The sequence below is a fragment of the Rahnella sp. WP5 genome, from assembly GCF_000745615.1.
GTDB lineage: Bacteria > Pseudomonadota > Gammaproteobacteria > Enterobacterales > Enterobacteriaceae > Rahnella > Rahnella aceris.
Map to the genome: position 1 here is coordinate 15,468 of NZ_JQJR01000020.1, position 22,079 is coordinate 37,546.

17 protein-coding genes are annotated in these 22,079 nt (G+C 52.2%); 9 read left to right on the plus strand and 8 right to left on the minus strand.

Annotated features, from left to right (window positions below; all coding sequences use genetic code 11):
* The first annotated feature begins 3 nt into the window (after positions 1-3).
* The 3 genes from trmH (at position 4) to EX31_RS15825 (ending at position 4,337) form a co-directional block, all read left to right on the plus strand.
* Entirely contained in the window at positions 4-702 is a 699-nt protein-coding gene (trmH, locus tag EX31_RS15815; RefSeq protein ID WP_013577641.1) for a tRNA (guanosine(18)-2'-O)-methyltransferase TrmH, read from the plus strand.
* Positions 699-2,780 (plus strand): ATP-dependent DNA helicase RecG, encoded by a 2,082-nt coding sequence (gene recG, locus EX31_RS15820; RefSeq protein ID WP_013577642.1) that lies wholly within the window; start codon positions 699-701, stop codon positions 2,778-2,780. The genes trmH and recG overlap by 4 nt, the downstream gene beginning before the upstream one ends.
* Before the next feature lie 231 nt (positions 2,781-3,011).
* On the plus strand, positions 3,012-4,337 hold the full coding sequence (locus EX31_RS15825; RefSeq protein ID WP_037035566.1) for a PTS sugar transporter subunit IIC: 1,326 nt from the start codon (positions 3,012-3,014) through the stop codon (positions 4,335-4,337).
* A gap of 54 nt (positions 4,338-4,391) precedes the next feature.
* Here the strand turns inward: EX31_RS15825 and gltS are convergent, their stop codons facing one another.
* Positions 4,392-5,603, minus strand: coding sequence for a sodium/glutamate symporter (gene gltS / locus EX31_RS15830; protein WP_037035567.1), 1,212 nt, complete (start codon positions 5,601-5,603; stop codon positions 4,392-4,394).
* Positions 5,604-5,841: 238 nt separating this feature from the next.
* Between gltS and EX31_RS15835 the strand changes: the two genes are divergently transcribed.
* Both EX31_RS15835 and EX31_RS15840 read left to right on the plus strand, forming a co-directional pair.
* On the plus strand, positions 5,842-7,233 hold the full coding sequence (locus EX31_RS15835) for a nucleobase:cation symporter-2 family protein (RefSeq protein WP_013577645.1): 1,392 nt from the start codon (positions 5,842-5,844) through the stop codon (positions 7,231-7,233).
* 153 nt (positions 7,234-7,386) lie between these two features.
* A complete protein-coding gene (locus EX31_RS15840; protein WP_037035569.1) occupies positions 7,387-9,081 on the plus strand; it encodes an AsmA family protein in 1,695 nt (564 codons plus the stop codon).
* Between the two features lie 67 nt (positions 9,082-9,148).
* Here the strand turns inward: EX31_RS15840 and fabY are convergent, their stop codons facing one another.
* The 5 genes from fabY to typA all read right to left on the minus strand — a co-directional run bounded on the left by fabY (position 9,149) and on the right by typA (position 14,027).
* A complete protein-coding gene (gene fabY, locus EX31_RS15845) occupies positions 9,149-10,081 on the minus strand; it encodes a fatty acid biosynthesis protein FabY (protein ID WP_013577647.1) in 933 nt (310 codons plus the stop codon).
* Positions 10,082-10,114: 33 nt separating this feature from the next.
* Positions 10,115-10,552, minus strand: coding sequence for a D-aminoacyl-tRNA deacylase (gene dtd, locus EX31_RS15850; protein ID WP_015699247.1), 438 nt, complete (start codon positions 10,550-10,552; stop codon positions 10,115-10,117).
* 18 nt (positions 10,553-10,570) lie between these two features.
* Positions 10,571-11,440, minus strand: coding sequence for a virulence factor BrkB family protein (locus tag EX31_RS15855; RefSeq protein ID WP_013577649.1), 870 nt, complete (start codon positions 11,438-11,440; stop codon positions 10,571-10,573).
* A gap of 11 nt (positions 11,441-11,451) precedes the next feature.
* Positions 11,452-12,039 (minus strand): glucose-1-phosphatase, encoded by a 588-nt coding sequence (gene yihX, locus EX31_RS15860; protein ID WP_037035570.1) that lies wholly within the window; start codon positions 12,037-12,039, stop codon positions 11,452-11,454.
* A 164-nt stretch (positions 12,040-12,203) separates the two neighbouring features.
* On the minus strand, positions 12,204-14,027 hold the full coding sequence (typA, locus tag EX31_RS15865) for a ribosome-dependent GTPase TypA (protein WP_013577651.1): 1,824 nt from the start codon (positions 14,025-14,027) through the stop codon (positions 12,204-12,206).
* A gap of 471 nt (positions 14,028-14,498) precedes the next feature.
* On the opposite strand from typA, the gene glnA reads away from it, so the two are divergent.
* The 3 genes from glnA to glnG all read left to right on the plus strand — a co-directional run bounded on the left by glnA (position 14,499) and on the right by glnG (position 18,630).
* Complete coding sequence (glnA, locus tag EX31_RS15870) at positions 14,499-15,908, plus strand: glutamate--ammonia ligase (protein ID WP_013577652.1); 1,410 nt, start codon at positions 14,499-14,501, stop codon at positions 15,906-15,908.
* Between the two features lie 252 nt (positions 15,909-16,160).
* Positions 16,161-17,210: a nitrogen regulation protein NR(II) gene (gene glnL / locus EX31_RS15875; protein WP_013577653.1), complete on the plus strand. Its 1,050-nt coding sequence runs from the start codon at positions 16,161-16,163 to the stop codon at positions 17,208-17,210.
* Positions 17,211-17,217: 7 nt separating this feature from the next.
* Positions 17,218-18,630 carry a nitrogen regulation protein NR(I) gene (gene glnG / locus EX31_RS15880; RefSeq protein ID WP_013577654.1) on the plus strand — a complete coding sequence of 471 codons (1,413 nt, stop codon included), beginning with the start codon at positions 17,218-17,220 and terminating at the stop codon, positions 18,628-18,630.
* A 64-nt stretch (positions 18,631-18,694) separates the two neighbouring features.
* On the opposite strand, the gene hemN is transcribed toward glnG, so the two are convergent.
* On the minus strand, positions 18,695-20,068 hold the full coding sequence (gene hemN, locus EX31_RS15885; protein ID WP_037035571.1) for an oxygen-independent coproporphyrinogen III oxidase: 1,374 nt from the start codon (positions 20,066-20,068) through the stop codon (positions 18,695-18,697).
* Positions 20,069-20,255: 187 nt separating this feature from the next.
* Complete coding sequence (gene yihI, locus EX31_RS15890; RefSeq protein ID WP_013577656.1) at positions 20,256-20,807, minus strand: Der GTPase-activating protein YihI; 552 nt, start codon at positions 20,805-20,807, stop codon at positions 20,256-20,258.
* A gap of 579 nt (positions 20,808-21,386) precedes the next feature.
* On the opposite strand from yihI, the gene yihA reads away from it, so the two are divergent.
* Positions 21,387-22,037, plus strand: coding sequence for a ribosome biogenesis GTP-binding protein YihA/YsxC (gene yihA / locus EX31_RS15900; RefSeq protein ID WP_013577657.1), 651 nt, complete (start codon positions 21,387-21,389; stop codon positions 22,035-22,037).
* The last annotated feature ends 42 nt before the right edge of the window (positions 22,038-22,079 follow it).

Genomic DNA, 22,079 nt, shown 5'->3' on the forward strand with positions numbered 1-22,079 from the left:
GTTATGACCCCAGAACGTTATGCCCGCATCCGCGAAATGCTTGCGGCCCGACAGCCAGACCTGACGGTCTGTATGGAACAGGTGCATAAACCACATAACGTTTCTGCCGTCATCCGTACGGCAGACGCCGTCGGCGTTCACGAAATCCACGCTGTCTGGCCTACAACCCGAATGAAGACACTGGTCTCTTCGGCGGCAGGCAGCAACAGCTGGGTTCAGGTCAAAACACACAAAACCATTCAGGATGCCGTCGCCAAAATGAAGGCGAAGGGCATGCAAATCCTGGCAACCAACTTGTCAGAGAAAGCCGTCGACTTCCGCGCGATTGATTACACCCGCCCGACCTGCATATTGCTGGGTCAGGAGAAAACCGGTATCACACCTGAAGCGTTAGCGCTGGCTGACAGCGATATCATCATTCCGATGATTGGTATGGTGCAATCTCTGAACGTCTCCGTTGCCTCGGCGCTTATCCTGTACGAAGCCCAGCGCCAGCGCGAAAACGCCGGTATGTATCGCCGCGACAGCAGTCTGCTGAGCGAGAAGGAACAGCAGCGACTGCTGTTTGAAGGCGGCTATCCCGTTCTGTCCAATGTGGCGAAGCGAAAGAAGCTTCCCCGCCCTTTCATTGACGATCACGGGCAAATCATTGCCGATGATGAATGGTGGTCGGCGATGCAAATGACGGTCAAAAAAAGATGAAAGGCCGCCTGCTCGACGCCATCCCGCTGACGTCGCTTTCCGGCGTCGGAGCCAGTCAGGCAGACAAGCTCGCCAAACTCGGCCTTGAAACTATTCAGGATTTACTGCTTCATCTTCCTTTACGCTATGAAGATCGTACCCGCCTTTACACCATCAATGATTTACAGCCCGGCATTTTCGCGACCATAGAAGGCGAAGTGTTGCGTAGTGATATCAGTTTTGGCCGCCGCAGAATGCTGACCTGTCAGATAAGTGACGGCACTGGCATGGCGACGTTACGCTTCTTCAACTTTAACGCCGCGATGAAAAACAGCCTGGCAACAGGTCGCCGTGTTACCGCTTATGGTGAAATCAAACGCGGCACGATCGGTGCTGAAATCATCCATCCGGAATACCGCATTCAGGGTGAAAACAGCGAAGTCGTTCTGCAGGAATCACTGACGCCGGTTTATCCGACAACGGAAGGTATCCGCCAGGCGACCTTGCGTAAACTGACGGATCAGGCACTTGAACTGCTCGACACCGTACCTGTCGCCGAACTGTTGCCAGAGGAACTGAGTCGTTCGCTGATCCCGCTTCCTCAGGCGCTGCATTTGCTGCACCGCCCGCCGCCAGATATCCAGCTTGCAGACCTTGAAAAAGGTCATCATCCGGCTCAACGCCGCCTGATTATGGAAGAACTTCTGGCACATAATCTCAGTATGCTGGCTGTCCGCGCCGGTACACAGAGTTATAAAGCGCTGCCGTTGCATCATGACGACCGCCTGAAAAATCAGTTCCTCGCGTCGCTTCCTTTCAGCCCGACCGGTGCGCAAGCACGGGTTGTGGCAGAAATTGAACAGGACCTGGCAAAAAGTTATCCTATGATGCGTCTGGTGCAGGGCGACGTGGGATCAGGTAAAACGCTGGTAGCCGCCCTCGCCGCACTTTGCGCTATTGCTCAGGGCCAACAGGTCGGATTAATGGCGCCGACAGAATTGCTGGCCGAACAGCATGCCAATAATTTCCGTCAGTGGTTTGAGCCACTGGGTATTCAGGTTGGCTGGCTGGCGGGCAAACAAAAGGGTAAAGCCCGGCAGGCACAGCAGGATGCGATCGCCAGCGGACAGGTGTCGATGGTGGTGGGAACGCACGCTATCTTCCAGGAACAGGTTTTGTTCTCGTCACTTTCGCTGGTCATTATCGATGAACAGCACCGTTTCGGTGTGCATCAGCGTCTGGCGTTGTGGGAAAAAGGTCTGCAACAGGGCTTCCATCCACATCAGTTGATCATGACCGCCACGCCGATCCCACGCACACTGGCAATGACGGCTTACGCTGATCTTGATACCTCTGTGATCGACGAACTCCCGCCAGGCCGCACGCCGGTGACTACCGTCGCCATTCCGGACACCCGCCGCAGTGACATTATCAGCCGTGTCAAAAGTGCCTGCGAGCAGGAAAATCGTCAGGCTTATTGGGTGTGTACGCTGATTGAAGAATCGGAAATGCTGGAAGCGCAGGCCGCTGAAGCCACATGGGAAGGCCTGAAAGAAGCACTTCCGGCGCTGAATATCGGACTGGTTCACGGTCGTATGAAAGCCCAGGAAAAGCAGGCCGTTATGCAGGCATTCAAACAGGGTGAAGTGCAGCTTCTGGTGGCAACGACTGTCATTGAAGTCGGCGTTGACGTACCGAATGCCAGCCTGATGATTATCGAAAACCCGGAGCGTTTAGGGCTGGCGCAGTTGCACCAGTTACGTGGGCGCGTTGGACGTGGTGCCGTTGCTTCTCACTGTGTACTGCTCTACAAAACGCCGCTCAGCAAAACGGCGCAGAAACGTTTGCAGGTTTTACGCGACAGCAACGATGGCTTTGTTATCGCACAGCAGGATTTGGAAATCCGCGGGCCGGGTGAACTACTGGGCACGCGTCAGACCGGCAGCGCTGAATTTAAAGTCGCTGATTTATTACGTGATCAGGCGATGATCCCGGATGTACAGCGCATTGCGCGTTATCTGCAGCAACAATTCCCTGATCATGCCAAAGCTCTGATTGAGCGCTGGCTGCCAGAAAGAGTCCGTTACACCAACGCCTGATCTCTCTTTTCGCTCATTCACTTCATCAAATCATTATTAAAAATGATGTTTTGTTTCCAACATATTCTCTTCTCTTTTCCCTATTGCGCCCCCAAAACCACTCTCCGCACTGGTTATTTGATAACCTTCACAGAGTGGGGAAAAGCCGGTAACCGGTTTCACCTCCCGTCACTACACTGATGATAATTAAGGCAACCCTGTCTGATGTCCTCAACATAAGGCCAAATCATCATGAGTATCAGCCAATCCCTCTTCACTTTTATAGAACAGAAAATCAGCCCCTTCGCCGCGCGATTATCCTCACAGCGACATGTCATGGCAGTGCGTGATGGCTTCATCTCAGCAATGCCCTTTATGATTGTTGGTTCGTTTTTACTGGTTTTTGTTCACCCGCCATTTTCGCCCGAATCTTCATGGGGCTTCGCCAGAAGCTGGCTGGCGCTCTCGGCAAAATATGAAGTGCAGATCCTGACGCCGTTCAATATGACGATGGGCATTATGTCCATCTACATCTCGGCATCGATTGCCTACAATCTGGCAAGAAGTTACAAGCTAGACCCGTTCATGACCGCAATGCTGGCGCTGATGTCTTTCCTGCTGGTCGCAGCACCGCAGATTGATGAAAAGATGTCGACGGCGGCGCTGGGCGGCGTGGGGATCTTTACGGCTATTCTGGTGGCGATTTATGTCACCGAACTGACGCGGTTATTGAAAAAATACAATATCGGTATCCGTTTACCCGAACAGGTACCTTCAAACATTAAGCATTCGTTTGATTTGCTGATCCCGATTGTGGCCGTGGTGATTACACTTTTCCCGCTGAGCTTACTGGTCCAGTCAGGGTTTGATATGTTGCTGCCACAGGCGATTATGGCGCTGTTCGAACCCCTGATTTCTGCCGCAGACTCGCTGCCTGCCGTACTTCTCGCCGTGCTGATTTGCCACCTGTTGTGGTTCGCCGGCATTCATGGCTCGGCCATTGTATCTGGCATGTTGCAGGCTTTTTGGTTAACCAATCTCGGGCTGAATCAGACAGATCTCGCTGCCGGTTTACCCATGACGCACATCATGACCGAGGCATTCTGGAATTTCCTGATCGTGATTGGCGGGTCCGGCGCGACAATGGGACTGGTGCTGCTGTTTTGTCGCAGTAAGTCAGCGCATCTGCGCACCATGGGGAAACTCAGTCTGGTGCCAAGCTGTTTCAATATCAATGAGCCGGTGATTTTTGGCACACCTATCGTCATGAATCCGGTATTTTTCATTCCCTTCCTGCTGGCACCGATGGTCAATGCCGTTATCGCCTATCTGGCCGTATCGACGGATCTGCTCCCGCATATGATTTCACTGGTCCCCTGGACATCGCCGGCACCGATCGGGGCGGCCTGGGCGATGGGCTGGGATTTCAAAGTGTCGGTTCTGGTTATCCTGCTGATGGCACTGTCGATGGTAATTTATTATCCATTCTTCAAGGTCTACGAGAAGCAGTTACTGACGCAGGAAAAAGCCGCTGAGGCCGAACAGGTGTTCACTGAGAAGGCGGACGCGGCACAATAAACCCGACGGGAAGGAATAGTCAGGCACAGAAGCGATGTTTCTGTGCCTGTTTTTTTAGCTGATAGCCGGGAATACAGGCAGCATCAGGTAGAGTTTAATCACAATCGCATTGGCGATATCGATGAAGAATGCGCCCACCATCGGCACCACCAGAAACGCCAGATGCGAAGGGCCAAACTGGTTGGTGATCGCCTGCATATTGGCAATGGCCGTCGGGGTGGCACCCAGCCCGAAACCACAGTGTCCTGCCGCCAACACCGCCGCATCGTAGTTTTTCCCCATCACGCGATAAGTCACGAAAATCGCGTAAAGCGCCATCGCGAGGGCTTGAACGATAAGAATTGCCATCATCGGCAAGGCGAGTGCCGCCATCTCCCACAACTTAAGGCTCATCAATGCCATGGCAAGGAACAGTGACAAACTGACGTTACCCAGCACGGATACCGCACGGTCGAAGACACGATAAAAACCGAGCCATGCCAGCATATTACTCAGGATCACACCAACGAAGAGCACGCAGACAAAGGTTGGGATTTCAAATGCCGAGCCTTGCAACAGACTGGCGGTATATGTCCCAGCCATCAGGCAAATCGCGATCAGGGCAATGGTTTCAACCATCACCAGTGGCGTAATCATCCTGCCAATCGACGGTTTCTCAAATGCGCTCGGGTCGACCATATCCTCGGGGTTTCCGTTGGGGGTGGAAGAATGGCTGACCAGATAGCGCGCTACCGGCCCCCCAATAATACCGCCGAGCACCAGACCAAAAGTTGCGCAAGCCATCGCGACTTCCGTCGCATTTTCAAAGCCATAACGCTCGATAAACAGCTTGCTCCATGCCGCGCCGGTGCCGTGGCCACCTGAAAGGGTAATCGACCCCGCCAGCAACCCCATCAGCGGATCCAGCCCGAGCATTTTCGCCATTCCGATACCGATGGCATTTTGCAAAAGCAGTAAGCCCACGACGACAAACACCAGCAGAAACAGCGATTTGCCGCCTGCCCGCAGACTTGCCAGATTGGCGTTAAGACCGATCGTGGCAAAAAATGCCAGCATCAGTGGCTCTTTTAAAGACATGTCGAAACCGACTTCCCAGCCGAATATCTGGTTGGCGATCAGTAACAATAAAGCGACCAGCAAACCACCGGCAACGGGTTCAGGAATGGTGTATTTTTTGAGGAATTTGACCGACTGGACGCATTTCCGTCCTAAAAGGAGTACCAACGTGGCGGCAACCAGGGTGCCGTAGGTGTCGAGTTGAATCATTGACGAACTCCATTTTAAAATAAATCCAATAAAATTATCGAGTTATAAAAACTTCACTGACATGTTTTTTCCCAGAAGCTGAATTAGAAGTCATTCAAGCTGCGTCAGGCAAGAAAAACAGGCCATAAATCCCGTCCAATCCAAAACCAGTCGAGGAATATTGCCATTAGCAAACGATTGCTTTTGTCGTTAATTTCAATAAAAATGCCCGCTTTGCCGCTTATTGGAATGCCACAGCATGAGTTCGCAAACCGCAGAACAAGAAACACAGCAACCCGATCTCTCCCGTCAGCAAAAAAGTGAACTGATTTACCGGCTCGAGGACCGCCCGCCATTACCTCAAACGTTATTCGCCGCCTGTCAGCATTTGCTGGCGATGTTTGTTGCGGTAATCACACCAGCACTACTGATTTGCCAGGCGCTGGGTTTGCCTGCGCAGGACACGCAGCACATCATCAGCATGTCGCTGTTCGCCTCCGGCCTGGCTTCTATTTTGCAGATTAAAACCTGGGGACCGGTCGGCTCGGGTTTACTCTCGATTCAGGGCACCAGCTTTAACTTTGTTGCGCCGCTGATCATGGGCGGAATGGCGCTGAAAAATGGCGGTGCAGATGTGCCGACCATGATGGCGGCGCTGTTCGGCACCCTGATGCTGGCTTCCTGCACCGAAATCATTCTTTCCCGTTTCCTGCATCTCGCACGCCGCATCATTACGCCGCTGGTTTCCGGCATCGTGGTGATGATTATCGGGCTTTCACTCATTCAGGTCGGACTGACGTCTATCGGCGGCGGTTATGCGGCCATGAGCGATCACACATTCGGGGCACCGAAAAATCTGCTGCTGGCTGCCGTCGTGCTGGTAGTGATTGTTCTGCTGAACCGTCAACGTAACCCTTACCTGCGTGTCGCCTCTCTGGTTATCGCCATGGCCGTGGGTTATCTGGTGGCCTGGATGACGGGCATGTTGCCAACCGTTGCGCCAGCCGCGCAAAGCAACTGGATAACATTACCAACGCCGCTGTATTACGGACTGGGTTTTGACTGGAATTTGCTGATCCCGCTGATGCTGATTTTCATGGTGACATCGCTGGAAACCATCGGTGATATTACCGCAACCTCGGACGTTTCTGAGCAACCGGTCAGCGGCCCGCTGTACATGAAGCGCATCAAAGGCGGCGTTCTGGCCAATGGCCTGAACTCGATGCTTTCTGCTGTATTTAACACCTTCCCGAATTCCTGCTTCGGGCAGAACAACGGCGTCATTCAACTGACCGGCGTTGCCAGCCGCTATGTCGGTTTTGTGGTCGCGCTGATGCTGATCATCCTCGGGCTGTTCCCGGCTGTTGCGGGATTTGTGCAGCATATTCCTGAACCGGTACTGGGCGGCGCGACCATCGTGATGTTCGGTACCATTGCCGCTTCGGGTGTGCGCATTGTTTCCCGCGAGCGTCTGAATCGCCGCGCGATTATGATCATGGCGCTTTCTCTCGCCGTCGGTATGGGTGTTTCTCAGCAGCCGCTGATCCTGCAATTCGCACCGGACTGGCTGAAAACTCTTCTCTCTTCTGGCATTGCAGCGGGCGGCATTACTGCGATTGTTCTGAATCTGGTTTTCCCTCACGAGAAGTAAACGCAGGATGTAATCCGCGTGCAACAGCGGCAGAGGGTCTGGAACCTCTGCCGCTTTTTATTGCCTCCATTTGGCTAACCTGTTGAGAAAATTCGCTGTTTGCGGCATAAACAAAGAATCTTTTTCCATTTTCCCGTTACAGGGCTCCAGACGATGAGATTTATCGGTAAAATTTTGCTGACGTTCGCCTTACTTCTGGTGCTGGCGATCGTGCTGGTGTACGTCCTATTACAAACCCGCTGGGCTGCTGGCTGGGTCAGCCGCTGGGTCAGCAATAACAGCGAGTACCGTCTTTCCGTGGAGAAACTCGACCATAACTGGTCGTCGCCGGGTCGGGTGGCGTTAACCAATGTCATCTTCGGGCAGAAGAATCAGCCGGAAGTGCTGAATGCCGGTGAAGTTGATCTGGATTTAAGCTGGCGTCAGATCACCGAACCACGCTTTTTCGATCGCGTCGTGCTGGTCAGCGGACGCCTCAATGTCAGTCCTTCGTCAATGAATTTGCCATTGCAGGCCAATACCCTGCAACTGAGTAAAATGGCGCTCACCGGCAATACCGCTGGCTTAGACATTCAGGGTCAGCAGATTAACGCCGGTATTTCGCCGTGGCAGCCAAAACCCAATCAGCTTTTAGGCGATAAAGCTGACTTCCAGCTGAGCGCCGCCAGCCTGACGGTCAACGGACTGCCGGCCGAAAATGTGCTGATTCAGGGCAACATCAATAATAAGAATCTGACGCTGAGTAATTTTGGCGGCGATCTGGCTCGCGGTCAGTTAACGGGTAAAGCGACGCAGGCCGCCGATGGCAGCTGGAACATAGAAAACCTGCGGCTGAGCAATGTGCGTCTGCAAACCTCCAAACCGCTTTCTGCTTTCTTCGACGACTTCCAGACCCTGCCAAAAGTGACTATTCAGCGACTTGATCTGATCGACGCGCGTTTGCAGGGAACAGACTGGGCATTCAGCGACGTTGATTTGTCCGTGCAGGATCTGACGCTCGAAAAAGGCGACTGGCAAAGTGATGACGGCGAAATCACCCTGAATGCGACGGATATGATTGATGGAAACCTGCATATTCAGGATCCGATCATCAGCCTCGACCTTTCGCCGCAGGGCATTGCGATCAAACAAGCTACGGCGCGCTGGGAGCGCAGTTTATTGCGCACGACCGGCAACTGGCTGCGCGCCAACAAACGCCTTCAGCTTGATGAAGTGTCTGTTGCGGGGCTGGAATACACCTTGCCGGAAAACTGGAAACAACTCTGGAATCAGGCACTGCCGGATTCGCTGTCTGAAGTCTTTATCAGCCGGTTCATTGCTAACCGGAACCTGATTATTGATATCAATCCGCAGTTCCCCTTCCAGCTGACTGCACTTGATGGCCTCGGCAATAACCTGTTGCTGGCGCGTAATCATCAGTGGGGGATCTGGAGCGGTAAGCTGAATCTGAATGCAAGTGAAGCCACATTTAACCGCAATGATGTGCGCCGTCCTTCCATCACCCTGGAGGCGAACGACCGTCAGGTGAATATTTCTGAGCTGAGCGCCTTTACCAAAGAAGGATTGCTGGAAGCCAGTGCGACGGTTGATCAGCAGCCGCAGCGTCATTTCTCTGTGAAGATGACCGCCCGCTCAGTACCGGCGAATCAGCTGGAAAACTGGGGATGGCCACATGTGGCGCTGGAAGGTAACGCTAATATGCAGCTGAATCTGCAAGGACAGATGCCGGCAAACGTGGATTACAAACCCACGCTCAGCGGGACATTGCAGATAAACGGCAGCCAGGCAATTGACCAGAGAATGGTAAACGGGTTGGTTTCCGGTACGCCAGCATCTGCTACTCCTTAATCCAGGCATCACCAAAAATGCAAAAGGCACCGCAATGGCGGTGCCTTTTATTTTGGGTAGAAACCAATCAGTTAATTTCAGGCTCCAGCGGTGCGCCGGGCGCGGCGGGCAATACCAGATAGGTGCCTTCAAACACCGCGCCGTCTGTCTCATCGCCGTATAAATTCACTTCAAGTTGCACGCGTGCTTTCCGCCCGCGAGCCAGACGGTCGAGATCACCGCGGACAGAGCCCAGGTCGGCAACGGCACGCGGCCTGCCGGTCACCGGCATGCTGTAACGGATATGCGCATCCGCCAGCACAATGGTGCCGCCCAGATGGCGCTCACGCAGCAGCAGCCAGATCAGCCCCCAGCCGGTCAGCGTTGCCAGCGAAAACAAACTGCCAGCGAACAATGTATGGTGCGGATTCTGGTTGCCCGTTTCCGGCATCGTGGTGACAAATCGCTGGCCGGTGTACTGACTGATACGTACGCCCATTTTTTCGCTGAGCGGGATGTGGTCATACCAGGCCTGCTGAAGCTGGCCGCACCAGTCAGGGCGATGCAGAATATCATCCAGCGTTTCGATGGGTTTTATCATCAGGAAGTGGCGAACCGGGGTTGTTTGCGGCGTGGTGATTTCGCCCTGATTCACAAAGCCCAGTTTGGCAAAGAAATCCACGGCATCTTCGCGGGCGCTACAGACCACTCGTTTCACCCCTTCCTGACGCGCCACAGACTCCAGGGTCATCGCGACCAGCGTTCCCAGCCCTTTGTCTTGTACATTTGGATCAACCGCCAGAAAGCGGATAGAGGCTTCATTATCGGCATTGATGTATAAACGGCCAACCGCCACCGGTTCGCCCTCCTCATCAACCACCATCTGGTGATGTGCGATGGAATCGTAGGCATCACGCTCTGAACCCTCCGGCTGATGCAACGGTTTACGCAGCATTTCCCAACGGAATCGGTAATAGGCGGCCAGTTCTTTTTCGGTCGTCGGTACTCTCAGATGATACATAGATGCTTTCTCTCCGGCGTTATGCCTTATGGATCAGACTTGTAGCCAGAAGGTCACCGGCCCGTCGTTCACCAGTGCCACTTTCATATCCGCTGCAAAGCGTCCGGTTTCGGTAGCAATGCCCTTTTCCCGGCACTGCCCGCAAAAATACTGATATAACCGATCCGCTTCCTGTGGCTCAGCCCCGCGCGAGAACCCAGGACGCATGCCTTTTTGTGTGTCCGCCGCCAGCGTGAACTGCGACACCACCAGCAGGCTGCCACCGGCCTGCTGCACGTTCAGATTCATCTTGTCATTTTCGTCACCGAAGATTCGGTACCCGATCACCCGTTCACAAAGGCGTTTGGCTTTTTGTTCGTCATCGCCCTGTTCAACGCCCAGTAAAACCAGTAACCCCGGTCCTATCTGGCCACAGATTTCGCCATCGATCGTAACGCTGGCATTCAATACCCGCTGAATTAACGCAATCATACAAATCCTTCGGACTGATTATTCTTCTGCCCTATGTTGAGCAGACTGCAATTTTCTTAGAGAACGGTACTCGCCCAGCGTGACGGTAATTTCCGCCCCAAGAAGAACGATACACCAGCTGACATAGACCCAGAGAAATAAAATGGGGATCACCGCCAGTACACCGTAAATCAACTGATATGACGGGAAAAGCTGAATGTATAAGGTGAAGATTTTTTTACTCAACTCGAATAATACGCCGGAGACCAGCGCGCCGATCAGGGCATCTTTTGCCGGCACTCTGACCGTCGGGACTACCTGATAGAGCAGCCAGAATGTCACCCAGGAGATCAGCAAGGGCAGAATGCGCAGCGCGTGGTCGATCACCGAATGCACACCGCTGATGTTCAGCCAGTTCAGGGAGAGCAGATATGAGCTGACAGCCACGCTGGCCACCAGCAGAATTGGCCCGAGCGTTAACACCATCCAGTACACAGCGAAAGAAAACACAATCGGACGCGTGGTTTTGCTGTCCCAGATTTTGTTCAGCACGCTGTCTACCGAGGCTATCAGAAGTAGCGCGGTGACGATTAATCCACAGGTGCCCACGGCCGTCATTTTGCTGGAGTTGGCAACAAACTGTTCCAGATAGCGCTGGATAGTATTACCGGTCGCGGGCATGAAGTTGGAAAAGATGAATGTTTTCAGCTGCATGCTGATTTCTGAAAAAACAGGGAATAATGCAAAAAGTGAAAATACCACGGCGATCAGCGGCACGAGCGATAGCAAAGAGACATAGGCCAGATGGCCCGCCAGAAGCGTCAGGCCATCTTTATCCGAACGCTTTAAAAGCAGGCGCGTAAATTTCCACAACGATTTTAGGTAGTGGCTCAGTGCCCTTTTCTGCATCCTTACATCCTTCAGGAAAAGTATTTCGGTACCGTCTGGTTATCTTCTACCCATACAGCCTCAATGCCAGCATTCCGGGCGGCTTCGATATTTTCAGCAACATCATCAAAGAACACGGCCTGATCGGCGGTGAATCCTTCTTTCTTCAGAACATGCCGGAAAATTTCGGGCTCCGGTTTGCGCATACCCAAATTTTGCGAGAGGTACATCGCGTCGGTATTGGCTTCGATTTCAGGATAATGATGAGGCCAGAAATCCAGATGTAAGCGGTTGGTATTAGAAAGCACGACGACACGATGACCTTCTTCGCGCAGTTTCTGAAACAGGGCAATGACCTCAGGACGCAGACCAACAAACACCGCATGCCAGCCCGCACTGAATTGTTCAAAGCTTAGTGCGATACCCATTTCATGACATAAATCGGCAGCAAACTGTTCGTCGCTGATTTCACCACGCTCGTGTTTCTGGAACACCTCGCCCATTGAAAACCGCTCGGTCAGCGTCGCCAGCGGGGTGCCACTCAGATGGCTCCACACCCCCAGCACTCGTTTGAAATCAATATCAATAATGACGTTTCCCATATCAAAAATGTACAGCATTGCACGCTCCTGATTTCAAAGATGACAGTTAACTTTAGCGGTAAAACGTACAAGTGAACAGGGGCAACGCGACGGGGCGTAACGAACGGAGGAGAAAAAAACATAAAAAAAACAGGGTACCCGAAGGCACCCTGTTTCTGTGTAACGGCAAACGTTAAAGAAGATTAACCTTCTTTAGGACCACGCATTGCACGTTTACGATCGTTCTCGGTCAGGTGACGTTTACGGATACGCACAGACAGAGGAGTCACTTCGACCAGTTCGTCATCATCGATGAATTCCAGAGCTTGCTCCAGAGACATTTTGATAGCAGGAACCAGAGTCGTTGCTTCGTCAGTACCGGACGCACGCATGTTAGTCAGTTTCTTACCGGTCAGGCAGTTCACGGTCAGGTCGTTAGAACGTGAGTGAATACCGATGATCTGGCCTTCATACACTTCTGCGCCGTGGCCCAGGAACAATTTACCGCGGTCTTGCAGGCTGAACAGTGCGAACGCAACAGCTTTACCCTGACCGTTGGAGATCAGCACGCCGTTCTGACGCTGGCCGATTTCGCCCGGACGAACGTCATCGTAGTGGCTGAACGTGGAGTACAGCAGACCGGTACCGGAAGTCATGGTCATGAATTCGGTACGGAAGCCGATCAGGCCACGTGCTGGGATCAGGTAATCAAGACGGATACGACCTTTACCGTCTGGGATCATGTCTTTGACATCGCCTTTACGCTCACCCATGGCCTGCATAACAGAACCCTGGTGTTGCTCTTCGATATCCAGTGTCACGTTCTCGAATGGCTCTTGCATGCGGCCATCGATTTTACGGTTGATTACTTTAGGACGGGAAACCGCCAGCTCGAAACCTTCACGACGCATATTTTCGATCAGAACCGACAGGTGAAGTTCACCACGGCCTGAAACACGGAATGCATCAGCATCTTCAGTTTCTTCAACACGCAATGCAACGTTGTGCACCAGCTCTTTGTTCAGACGGTCAAGGATCTGACGTGAAGTCACATACTTACCTTCTTTACCACAGAACGGAGAGGTGTTTACGTTGAAGTACATGGTTACTGTTGGTTCATCAACGCTCAGCGCAGGCAGAGCTTCAACATTCGCCGGATCACAGATTGTGTCGGAAATGTTCAGTTCGCCCAGGCCGGTGATTGCGATGATGTCGCCCGCTTCAGCAACGGTGGCTTCGATACGCTCAAGACCCATGTGGGTCAGAACTTTACCGACTTTACCGTTGCGGGTTTTGCCTTCGCTGTCGATGACAGTGATTTGCTGGTTAGGCTTAACGGTACCGCGTTTGATGCGGCCGATGCCGATGACGCCAACATAGTTGTTGTAGTCCAGCTGAGAGATTTGCATCTGGAACGGTGCTTCCATCTCAACTTGTGGCGGAGATACGTGGTCAACGATCGCCTGGTACAGCGGGGTCATATCTTCGGCCATATCGTTATGGTCGTTACCCGCGATACCCATCAGTGCTGATGCATAGATGATTGGGAAATCGAGTTGTTCGTCGGTTGCGTCCAGGTTTACAAACAGGTCGAAGACCTGATCGACAACCCAGTCAGGACGCGCGCCAGGGCGGTCAACCTTGTTGATTACCACGATCGGTTTCAGACCATTAGCGAAGGCTTTTTTGGTCACGAAACGGGTTTGCGGCATTGGGCCATCCATTGCATCCACAACCAGCAGCACCGAGTCGACCATTGACATCACACGCTCTACCTCACCGCCGAAGTCGGCGTGTCCTGGGGTATCCACGATGTTGATGCGGTAGTCTTTCCAATTAATGGCGGTGTTTTTTGCGAGGATGGTAATCCCACGCTCTTTCTCCAAATCGTTGGAGTCCATTACGCGTTCAGTGGCTTCTACACGCTCTCCGAAAGTACCGGATTGTTGCAGCAGCTTGTCGACCAGGGTGGTTTTACCATGGTCAACGTGGGCAATAATGGCGATGTTACGCAAATTTTCGATCACAGCTTTGCCTCAGGCATTAGAAATAGCGCGCTATTGTACACGTATTAAGCGAGGTTCTAAACAAGATCACAAGGATCTTGTTGAAACAACTTATGGATGGCTACTTTGTGATCCCTTTCACGGTGCAAAAAGACCACTGAACCATTATGACGCACCATTATAGTGCTTTCACTCTCACAGTTAGCACCATTTTAGTGCGAGAATTCCGTTATGGTGCATACTTGTCGAGTGCAAAAGCCCTGTAAAATGGCGTTGTTTGCATTTTCTCAAAGTTGGCACAGTTTTCGCTAATAGTTTTTAGAGTAAAAGTTTTTTAGGGTAAAAAATTTTTTACAGGGTGAAGAGCCTGACCAGACAAATAATAGCGCTGTTCAGTCTACACGCCAGTTCCAGTAAGGCTGTTATTTCCAACTAAAGACCAAAAATGGTTATTCGTTCCACGACGATAATGAGAAATTCGGGAGAACTAGTATGTCCGCTGAACACGTTTTGACGATGCTGAATGAGCATGAAGTGAAATTCGTAGATTTACGCTTCACTGATACCAAAGGCAAAGAACAGCACGTCACCATTCCTGCGCACCAGGTTAGCGCTGACTTCTTCGAAGAAGGCAAAATGTTTGACGGCTCTTCAATCGGTGGCTGGAAAGGCATTAACGAATCTGACATGGTCTTGATGCCAGATGCGAGCACTGCTGTTCTTGACCCATTCTACGAAGAAACTACCCTGATCATTCGTTGCGACATCCTTGAGCCAACCACGCTGCAAGGTTATGACCGCGACCCACGTTCTACCGCAAAACGTGCAGAAGATTTCCTGCGCTCTTCCGGTATCGCGGACACCGTTCTGTTCGGGCCAGAGCCAGAATTCTTCCTGTTTGATGATGTGCGCTTCGGCAGCAGCATCTCCGGTTCTCACGTCGCTATCGATGATATCGAAGGCGCATGGAACTCAAGCACCAAATACGAAGGCGGCAACAAAGGCCACCGTCCTGCAGTAAAAGGCGGTTACTTCCCGGTTCCTCCGGTCGACTCCTCTCAGGATCTGCGTTCTACCATGTGTCTGACCATGGAAGAAATGGGTCTGGTTGTTGAAGCTCACCACCACGAAGTGGCAACCGCTGGTCAGAACGAAGTGGCAACCCGCTTCAACACCCTGACTAAAAAAGCTGACGAAATCCAAATCTACAAATACGTGGTTCACAACGTGGCTCACGCATTTGGCAAAACTGCGACCTTCATGCCAAAACCAATGTTTGGCGATAACGGTTCAGGTATGCACTGCCACATGTCTCTGTCCAAGAACGGTAACAACCTGTTCGCTGGCGACAAATACGGCGGCCTGTCTGAAATGGCACTGTTCTACATCGGCGGTATCATTAAGCACGCTAAAGCAATCAACGCCTACGCTAACCCGACCACCAACTCCTACAAGCGTCTGGTCCCGGGCTATGAAGCGCCAGTAATGCTGGCTTACTCTGCGCGTAACCGTTCTGCATCCATCCGTATTCCACACGTATCAACGCCTAAAGCGATGCGTATCGAAGCACGTTTCCCTGATCCAGCGGCTAACCCATACCTGGCGTTTGCTGCACTGATGATGGCTGGCCTGGACGGTATCATCAACAAGATCCACCCTGGCGATGCGATGGACAAAAACCTGTATGACCTGCCACCGGAAGAAGAAGCAGAAATTCCAAAAGTTGCAGGTTCACTGGAAGAAGCCCTGAACGCACTGAACGAAGACCGCGAGTTCCTGACCCGTGGTGGCGTGTTCACTGACGACGCTATCGATGCTTATATCGGTCTGCGTAAAGAAGAAATGGACCGCGTGCGCATGACTCCGCATCCGGTTGAGTTCGAACTGTACTACAGCGTTTAATTTTTCGATTAAACCGGACTCAGCGTTCGTCTTCGGGCTGGCGCTGAGGGTAATACCCGACTGAAGGCCTGTGTTCACAAACCCTTCAGCGTCAAAATTAAGTAAGACGATTTATATTTGTTGCCGTGGAAACTTTCAGCCCATCTCCGGATGGGCTTTTTTCTCCACACTCTTTCCTGCTCAACCCCTCTGACCCGTGATTTCACCGGGTAGCGAGATAAAATGCACCAATCAGGTGCGGGAGACTGCGGTATGGCAACTGGCAAACTGCCCGATGCTGGGCAGATCCTGAATTCCTTAATCAACAGCGTTCTGCTGTTAGACGACGAATTGGCTGTGCATTATGCCAATCCGGCAGCTCAGCAGTTACTGGCGCAAAGTTCCCGAAAGCTTTTTGGCACCCCTTTGCCAGAACTGGTGGGATATTTTTCGCTGAACATCGAATTAATGCGTGAAAGTCTGACAGCCGGACAGGGCTTTACAGACAGTGAAGTGACGCTGGTCGTAGACGGCCGCGCGCATGTGTTGTCGCTGACCGCACAGATGCTGCCAGAAGGTTTCATTCTGGTGGAACTGGCGCCGATGGATAATCAGCGCCGCCTGAGCCAGGAACAATTACAGCACGCTCAACAGGTTGCTGCGCGTGATTTGATCCGCGGTCTGGCACATGAAATCAAGAATCCGCTCGGCGGGTTGCGTGGCGCAGCACAATTATTATCCAGAGCGCTGCCCGATCCGGCCTTGCTGGAATATACGAAAGTCATTATTGAGCAGGCTGACCGTCTGCGTAATCTGGTCGACAGATTGCTGGGCCCGCAACGTCCGAGCCAGCATGTGACACAAAGTATTCACCAGGTTGCGGAACGGGTTTGCCAACTGGTCTCGATGGAGAAGCCGGATAACGTTCAGCTGGTGCGGGACTATGATCCGAGCCTGCCTGAACTGGCGCACGACCCCGATCAGATAGAACAGATTTTGTTAAACATCACCCGCAACGCATTACAGGCGCTGGGGGAGGAAGGCGGCACAATTACATTACGCACGCGTACTGCTTTCCAGATTACGTTACACGGCGTGCGTTATCGTCTGGTGGCCCGTATCGATATTGAAGATGATGGCCCCGGCGTACCGGCGCATTTGCAGGACACCCTTTTTTACCCCATGGTCAGTGGCCGCGAAGGGGGCACCGGTTTGGGCCTGTCCATCGCGCGCAGTTTGATTGATCAGCATTCGGGTAAAGTTGAATTTAACAGTTGGCCAGGACATACCGAATTCTCGGTATTCCTGCCTATTCGCCAGTGAGGTTCTTATGCAACGAGGGATAGTCTGGATCGTCGATGACGATAGCTCCATCCGCTGGGTACTTGAACGTGCGCTCACTGGAGCCGGTTTGACCTGCACCACGTTTGACAGCGGCAATGAAGTGCTTGATGCCATTGCGACTCAAACCCCTGACGTTTTGTTATCAGATATCCGCATGCCCGGGATGGACGGTTTAGCGCTGTTAAAGCAGATTAAACAACGTCACCCGATGCTTCCGGTCATCATAATGACAGCGCACTCCGATCTGGATGCTGCAGTCAGCGCCTATCAGCAAGGTGCGTTTGATTATCTGCCAAAACCGTTCGACATTGATGAAGCCGTGGCACTGGTTGAACGAGCCATCAGTCATTATCAGGAACAACAGCAACCGGCACGCAGCCAGCCTGCGAGTGGCCCGACCGCAGACATTATCGGTGAAGCGCCCGCTATGCAGGACGTATTTCGCATCATCGGCCGTTTGTCCCGTTCTTCAATCAGCGTGCTGATTAATGGGGAATCCGGTACCGGTAAAGAGCTGGTCGCTCACGCCTTACACCGCCACAGCCCGCGCGCCAAAGCGCCCTTTATCGCGCTGAATATGGCTGCTATCCCGAAAGACCTGATTGAGTCCGAATTATTCGGCCACGAGAAAGGGGCGTTTACCGGCGCCAACACCGTCCGTCAGGGACGTTTTGAACAAGCCGATAACGGCACGCTGTTCCTCGATGAAATCGGGGATATGCCGCTTGATGTGCAAACCCGTCTGCTTCGCGTGCTGGCAGATGGCCAGTTCTATCGTGTTGGCGGTTATGCGCCGGTAAAAGTGGACGTGCGTATTATCGCTGCGACTCACCAGAATCTGGAGCTACGGGTTCAGGAAGGGAAATTCCGCGAGGATTTATTCCACCGCCTGAACGTTATCCGCGTCCATCTGCCGCCGCTGCGTGAACGTCGTGAAGACATCCCGCGTCTGGCGCGTTACTTCCTGCAAGTCGCGGCTAAAGAGCTGGGTGTGGAAGCAAAAAACCTGCATCCGGAAACAGAAACGGCACTGACGCGATTGCCATGGCAGGGCAACGTGCGCCAGCTGGAAAACACCTGCCGCTGGCTCACCGTCATGGCGGCGGGTCAGGAAGTGCTGATTCAGGATTTACCCAGCGAACTGTTTGAGACCTCGGCCCCTGAAACCGGTGGTCAGAGTCTGCCAGACAGTTGGGCGACATTGCTGGCACAATGGGCAGACCGTGCGCTGCGTTCCGGTCATCAAAACCTGCTGTCAGAAGCGCAACCTGAAATGGAACGTACATTACTGACCACGGCGCTACGCCATACACAGGGACATAAACAGGAAGCGGCACGGTTGCTGGGCTGGGGGCGAAATACCCTGACCCGAAAACTGAAAGAACTGGGCATGGAATAAAAGTCCTCGCACCAGACAGCAAAACAGCCGCTTATGCGGCTGTTTTTATTTGCAGAGCAGACTGTCAGATAACGCGGGAGAATTGTTGCTGGCGCACCTGACGTCGCAGATAAATATCAAAGCACATACAGATATTACGGATCAGCAAACGCCCGCGCGGTGTCACCTGAATATGTGTGCCACTCACCTCAACCAGCCCGTCTTCAGCCAGCGGCTTCAGCAGTGCCAGATCATCAGCAAAATAATCGGTAAAACGAATGTCGTAACGCTGTTCGATATCAGCAAAATTCAACTCAAAATGGCAGATCAGAGATTTAATGACATCGCGACGAAGGCAGTCATCATTCGTCATTTCCAGACCCCGCCATAAGGCATGTCCCTGCTCTTCCACATGAGCGTAATAGGTTTTGATATCTTTTTCGTTCTGCGCGTAGGTATCGCCGAGCATGCTGATGGCCGAAACGCCCATTCCCAGCAAATCACTGTCGCCCTGTGTGGTGTAGCCCTGGAAATTACGGTGCAATTTGCCTTCGCGCTGGGCAATCGCCAGTTCGTCTTCAGGGCGAGCAAAGTGATCCATCCCGATAAAGCGATAGCCGAAACCGGTCAGTGAAGCGATGGTTTCCTGCAAAATTTTCAATTTCTCTTCCGCGCCAGGCAAATCAGCATCTTTGATTTTGCGCTGAGCGGCGAACAATTTTGGCATGTGCGCATAATTGAACACACTCAGACGATCAGGGTTGAGCTCTGCCACACGCTGCAGCGTGTAAGCAAAACTTTCTGCCGTTTGTTTCGGCAGACCGTAAATCAGATCGATATTAGTCGAGTTGAAACCCAGCGCCCGGGCGCGTGCAATGAGGGCAAAGATGAAATCTTCATCCTGCTCACGGTTAACCAGAAGCTGCACTTCTTTGTTGAAATCCTGGACCCCCATACTCAGGCGGTTAAAGCCTTCGCTGCGCAGATGGTCAAGCACATCAAGCTCAATTTCACGTGGATCTACCTCCAGTGACATTTCTGCGTCGGGCAGGATATCAAAGTGTGCCCGCAGAAGGCCCATCAGACGGCTTATCTGCGCTTTATCGAGGTAAGTCGGAGTACCACCGCCCCAATGCAGCTGACTGACCTGACGACCTTTAAAGAGCGGTGCACGGTGACTGATCTCTTTTTCAAGCACGTTGAGATATTCTTCGGCTTTATGCTGCTGGCGGGTCACCAGTTTATTGCAGCCGCAGAAGTAGCAGAGCTTATGGCAGAAAGGAATGTGCACGTACAATGAGAGCGAGCGTGCCGGATAACGGGCAGCCGCATTTTCGAAAGCGGTATTATCGTAGCGTTCACTGAACTCAAGTGCTGTTGGATAGGATGTGTATCGCGGACCCGAATAATTGTATTTCTGGATCAGCGCTAAATCCCAGACGGTAGTCTGTTCTGACATGGGGTACTCACTCCTTCCGGCGTCGGATGCGACCGGTTCGCTTTACAGGCAGGCTTTGAGCCTGCCGTGCAAAGGTCGCTCTGCGCAAACGTGCTTTGGTTTTCGATAACCGGCGTAGTTTACCGAATAACCAAAGCAGATAACATGCAAAGAGTAAGGCTATTGCCGGGATGACCCAGCGCATAGCTTAGAAACCCTCTTTTGGATTTCCGCGCTTGAGCAACTGCATCATGTCTTCGTTTTTCACTTCTTCTTCGTCATCTTCATCTTCGCCGAGTTCGATGCCGAGGATTTCCATCAGAACATCGATGCGATCAAGTGTCTGATCAACATAAGCCTGATCTTCTGCGCTTAATGCTTTGCCATCGTCGATGAGATCCAGCAAAGAATCCAGACGCTCATCATTTTCGAGTAACGTCAGTTCTTCTTCCGGTGTCATCTTAGGTTTTGCATCTTGCTTCGGCTGTGCGGCTTTTTTAGCTTTCGCTGCATTGTTCGTAACGGTCTCAACGATCAAAGGCACGGCTTTTTTGCTACCGATACGCGGATCGGCTTTTTTCGTGCCCGCGCCGCTTTGGTTCTGAGCCGCATCCGGATTGGCGCGTGAGCCTGCTTTATGGCCACGGCGCTTGTTGTCACGCTTGCGTTCGCGCGCTTCGATATCAAGCTCGACACGACTTTTCTTCTTCGTTTTAGCTGTCGCGGTATTGGCGCGCGGTGCTTTCGCTGGCTGTTTCATGGCATCTGCTCTTAGGTGTGTACATTTAGTATAGATTTGCGCCGGAATCTAGCAGAAAGCGGGCAAAGAAAAAAGGCAGCAAGGTAACCTTGCTGCCTTTTTCTTTCCTTCCTCAGAAGGATATTCATCAAATACTTTCCCTGTATAGCATCAACGTCCCGGTTTTTCCTTTGCCTTTCAGAGCCTCCGGCTCCGTTCATCCTTAAATCGCGATGCATTTCCCGTGATCCGTGAATGCAATTTTCGTCCTTGTTTCCCTGCTCGCCTTCACCGCGTAAGAAATACTTTACCCGACTGGCACAAAGGCTCAAGATACCCGCCAGCCGTCTTGTCGATTTCATAACGACATCAATTTTATCTTATTGAAATTGAATAACATTAAAAAATTCGGCGACAAAACAAGCGAAATAACCCGCATCATGAATAGCAAATGTCTTACATCATGAAGGCAATTTCCCCCGCCTTCATCTCTGTGGTCCCTTCGCCTCATCATTCGGATTTTAAAAACACGAACGCATCTCGGCTCTGTTGCAGTTATAATCGCCAGCCAGATACTCATGCCTCACGGAGACGCACGCTTTGACCAGCCAAACTTACAACTATCATATGACCCATTTCGTCATGAGCGCCCCGGATATCCGGCATTTGCCATCTGACGCAGGCATTGAAGTCGCATTTGCTGGTCGTTCAAACGCCGGCAAATCCAGTGCGCTGAATACCCTGACACAGCAGAAAAGCCTCGCACGTACCAGTAAAACGCCTGGCCGTACTCAGCTCATCAACCTGTTCGAAGTGAAGCCGGGCATCCGCCTGGTCGACTTGCCGGGTTATGGCTACGCGGAAGTACCGGAAGAAATGAAGCGTAAATGGCAGCGCGCGCTGGGCGAATATCTGCAAATGCGTAACTCCCTCAAAGGTCTGGTTGTGTTGATGGATATCCGCCATCCGCTTAAAGATCTCGATCAACAAATGATTCAGTGGGCAGTTGATGTGGGTACGCCGGTCATGTTGCTGCTGACTAAAGCCGACAAACTGGCTTCAGGCGCACGTCAGGCGCAGATAAAAATGGTCCGTGAAGCGGTGAAAGAATTCATGGGTGATATTCAGGTAGAAGCATTTTCCTCACCGAAGAAAATGGGCGTGGATAAACTGAGTGACAAACTGAACACCTGGTTCAGCGAAATCCCGCCGGAAGTGCAGGAAGAAGAGCTTTCTAACGAAGGCGAATAGTAGCGCCCCGGGAACGGGGAAATGTAAGTAAAGAACAGAAAG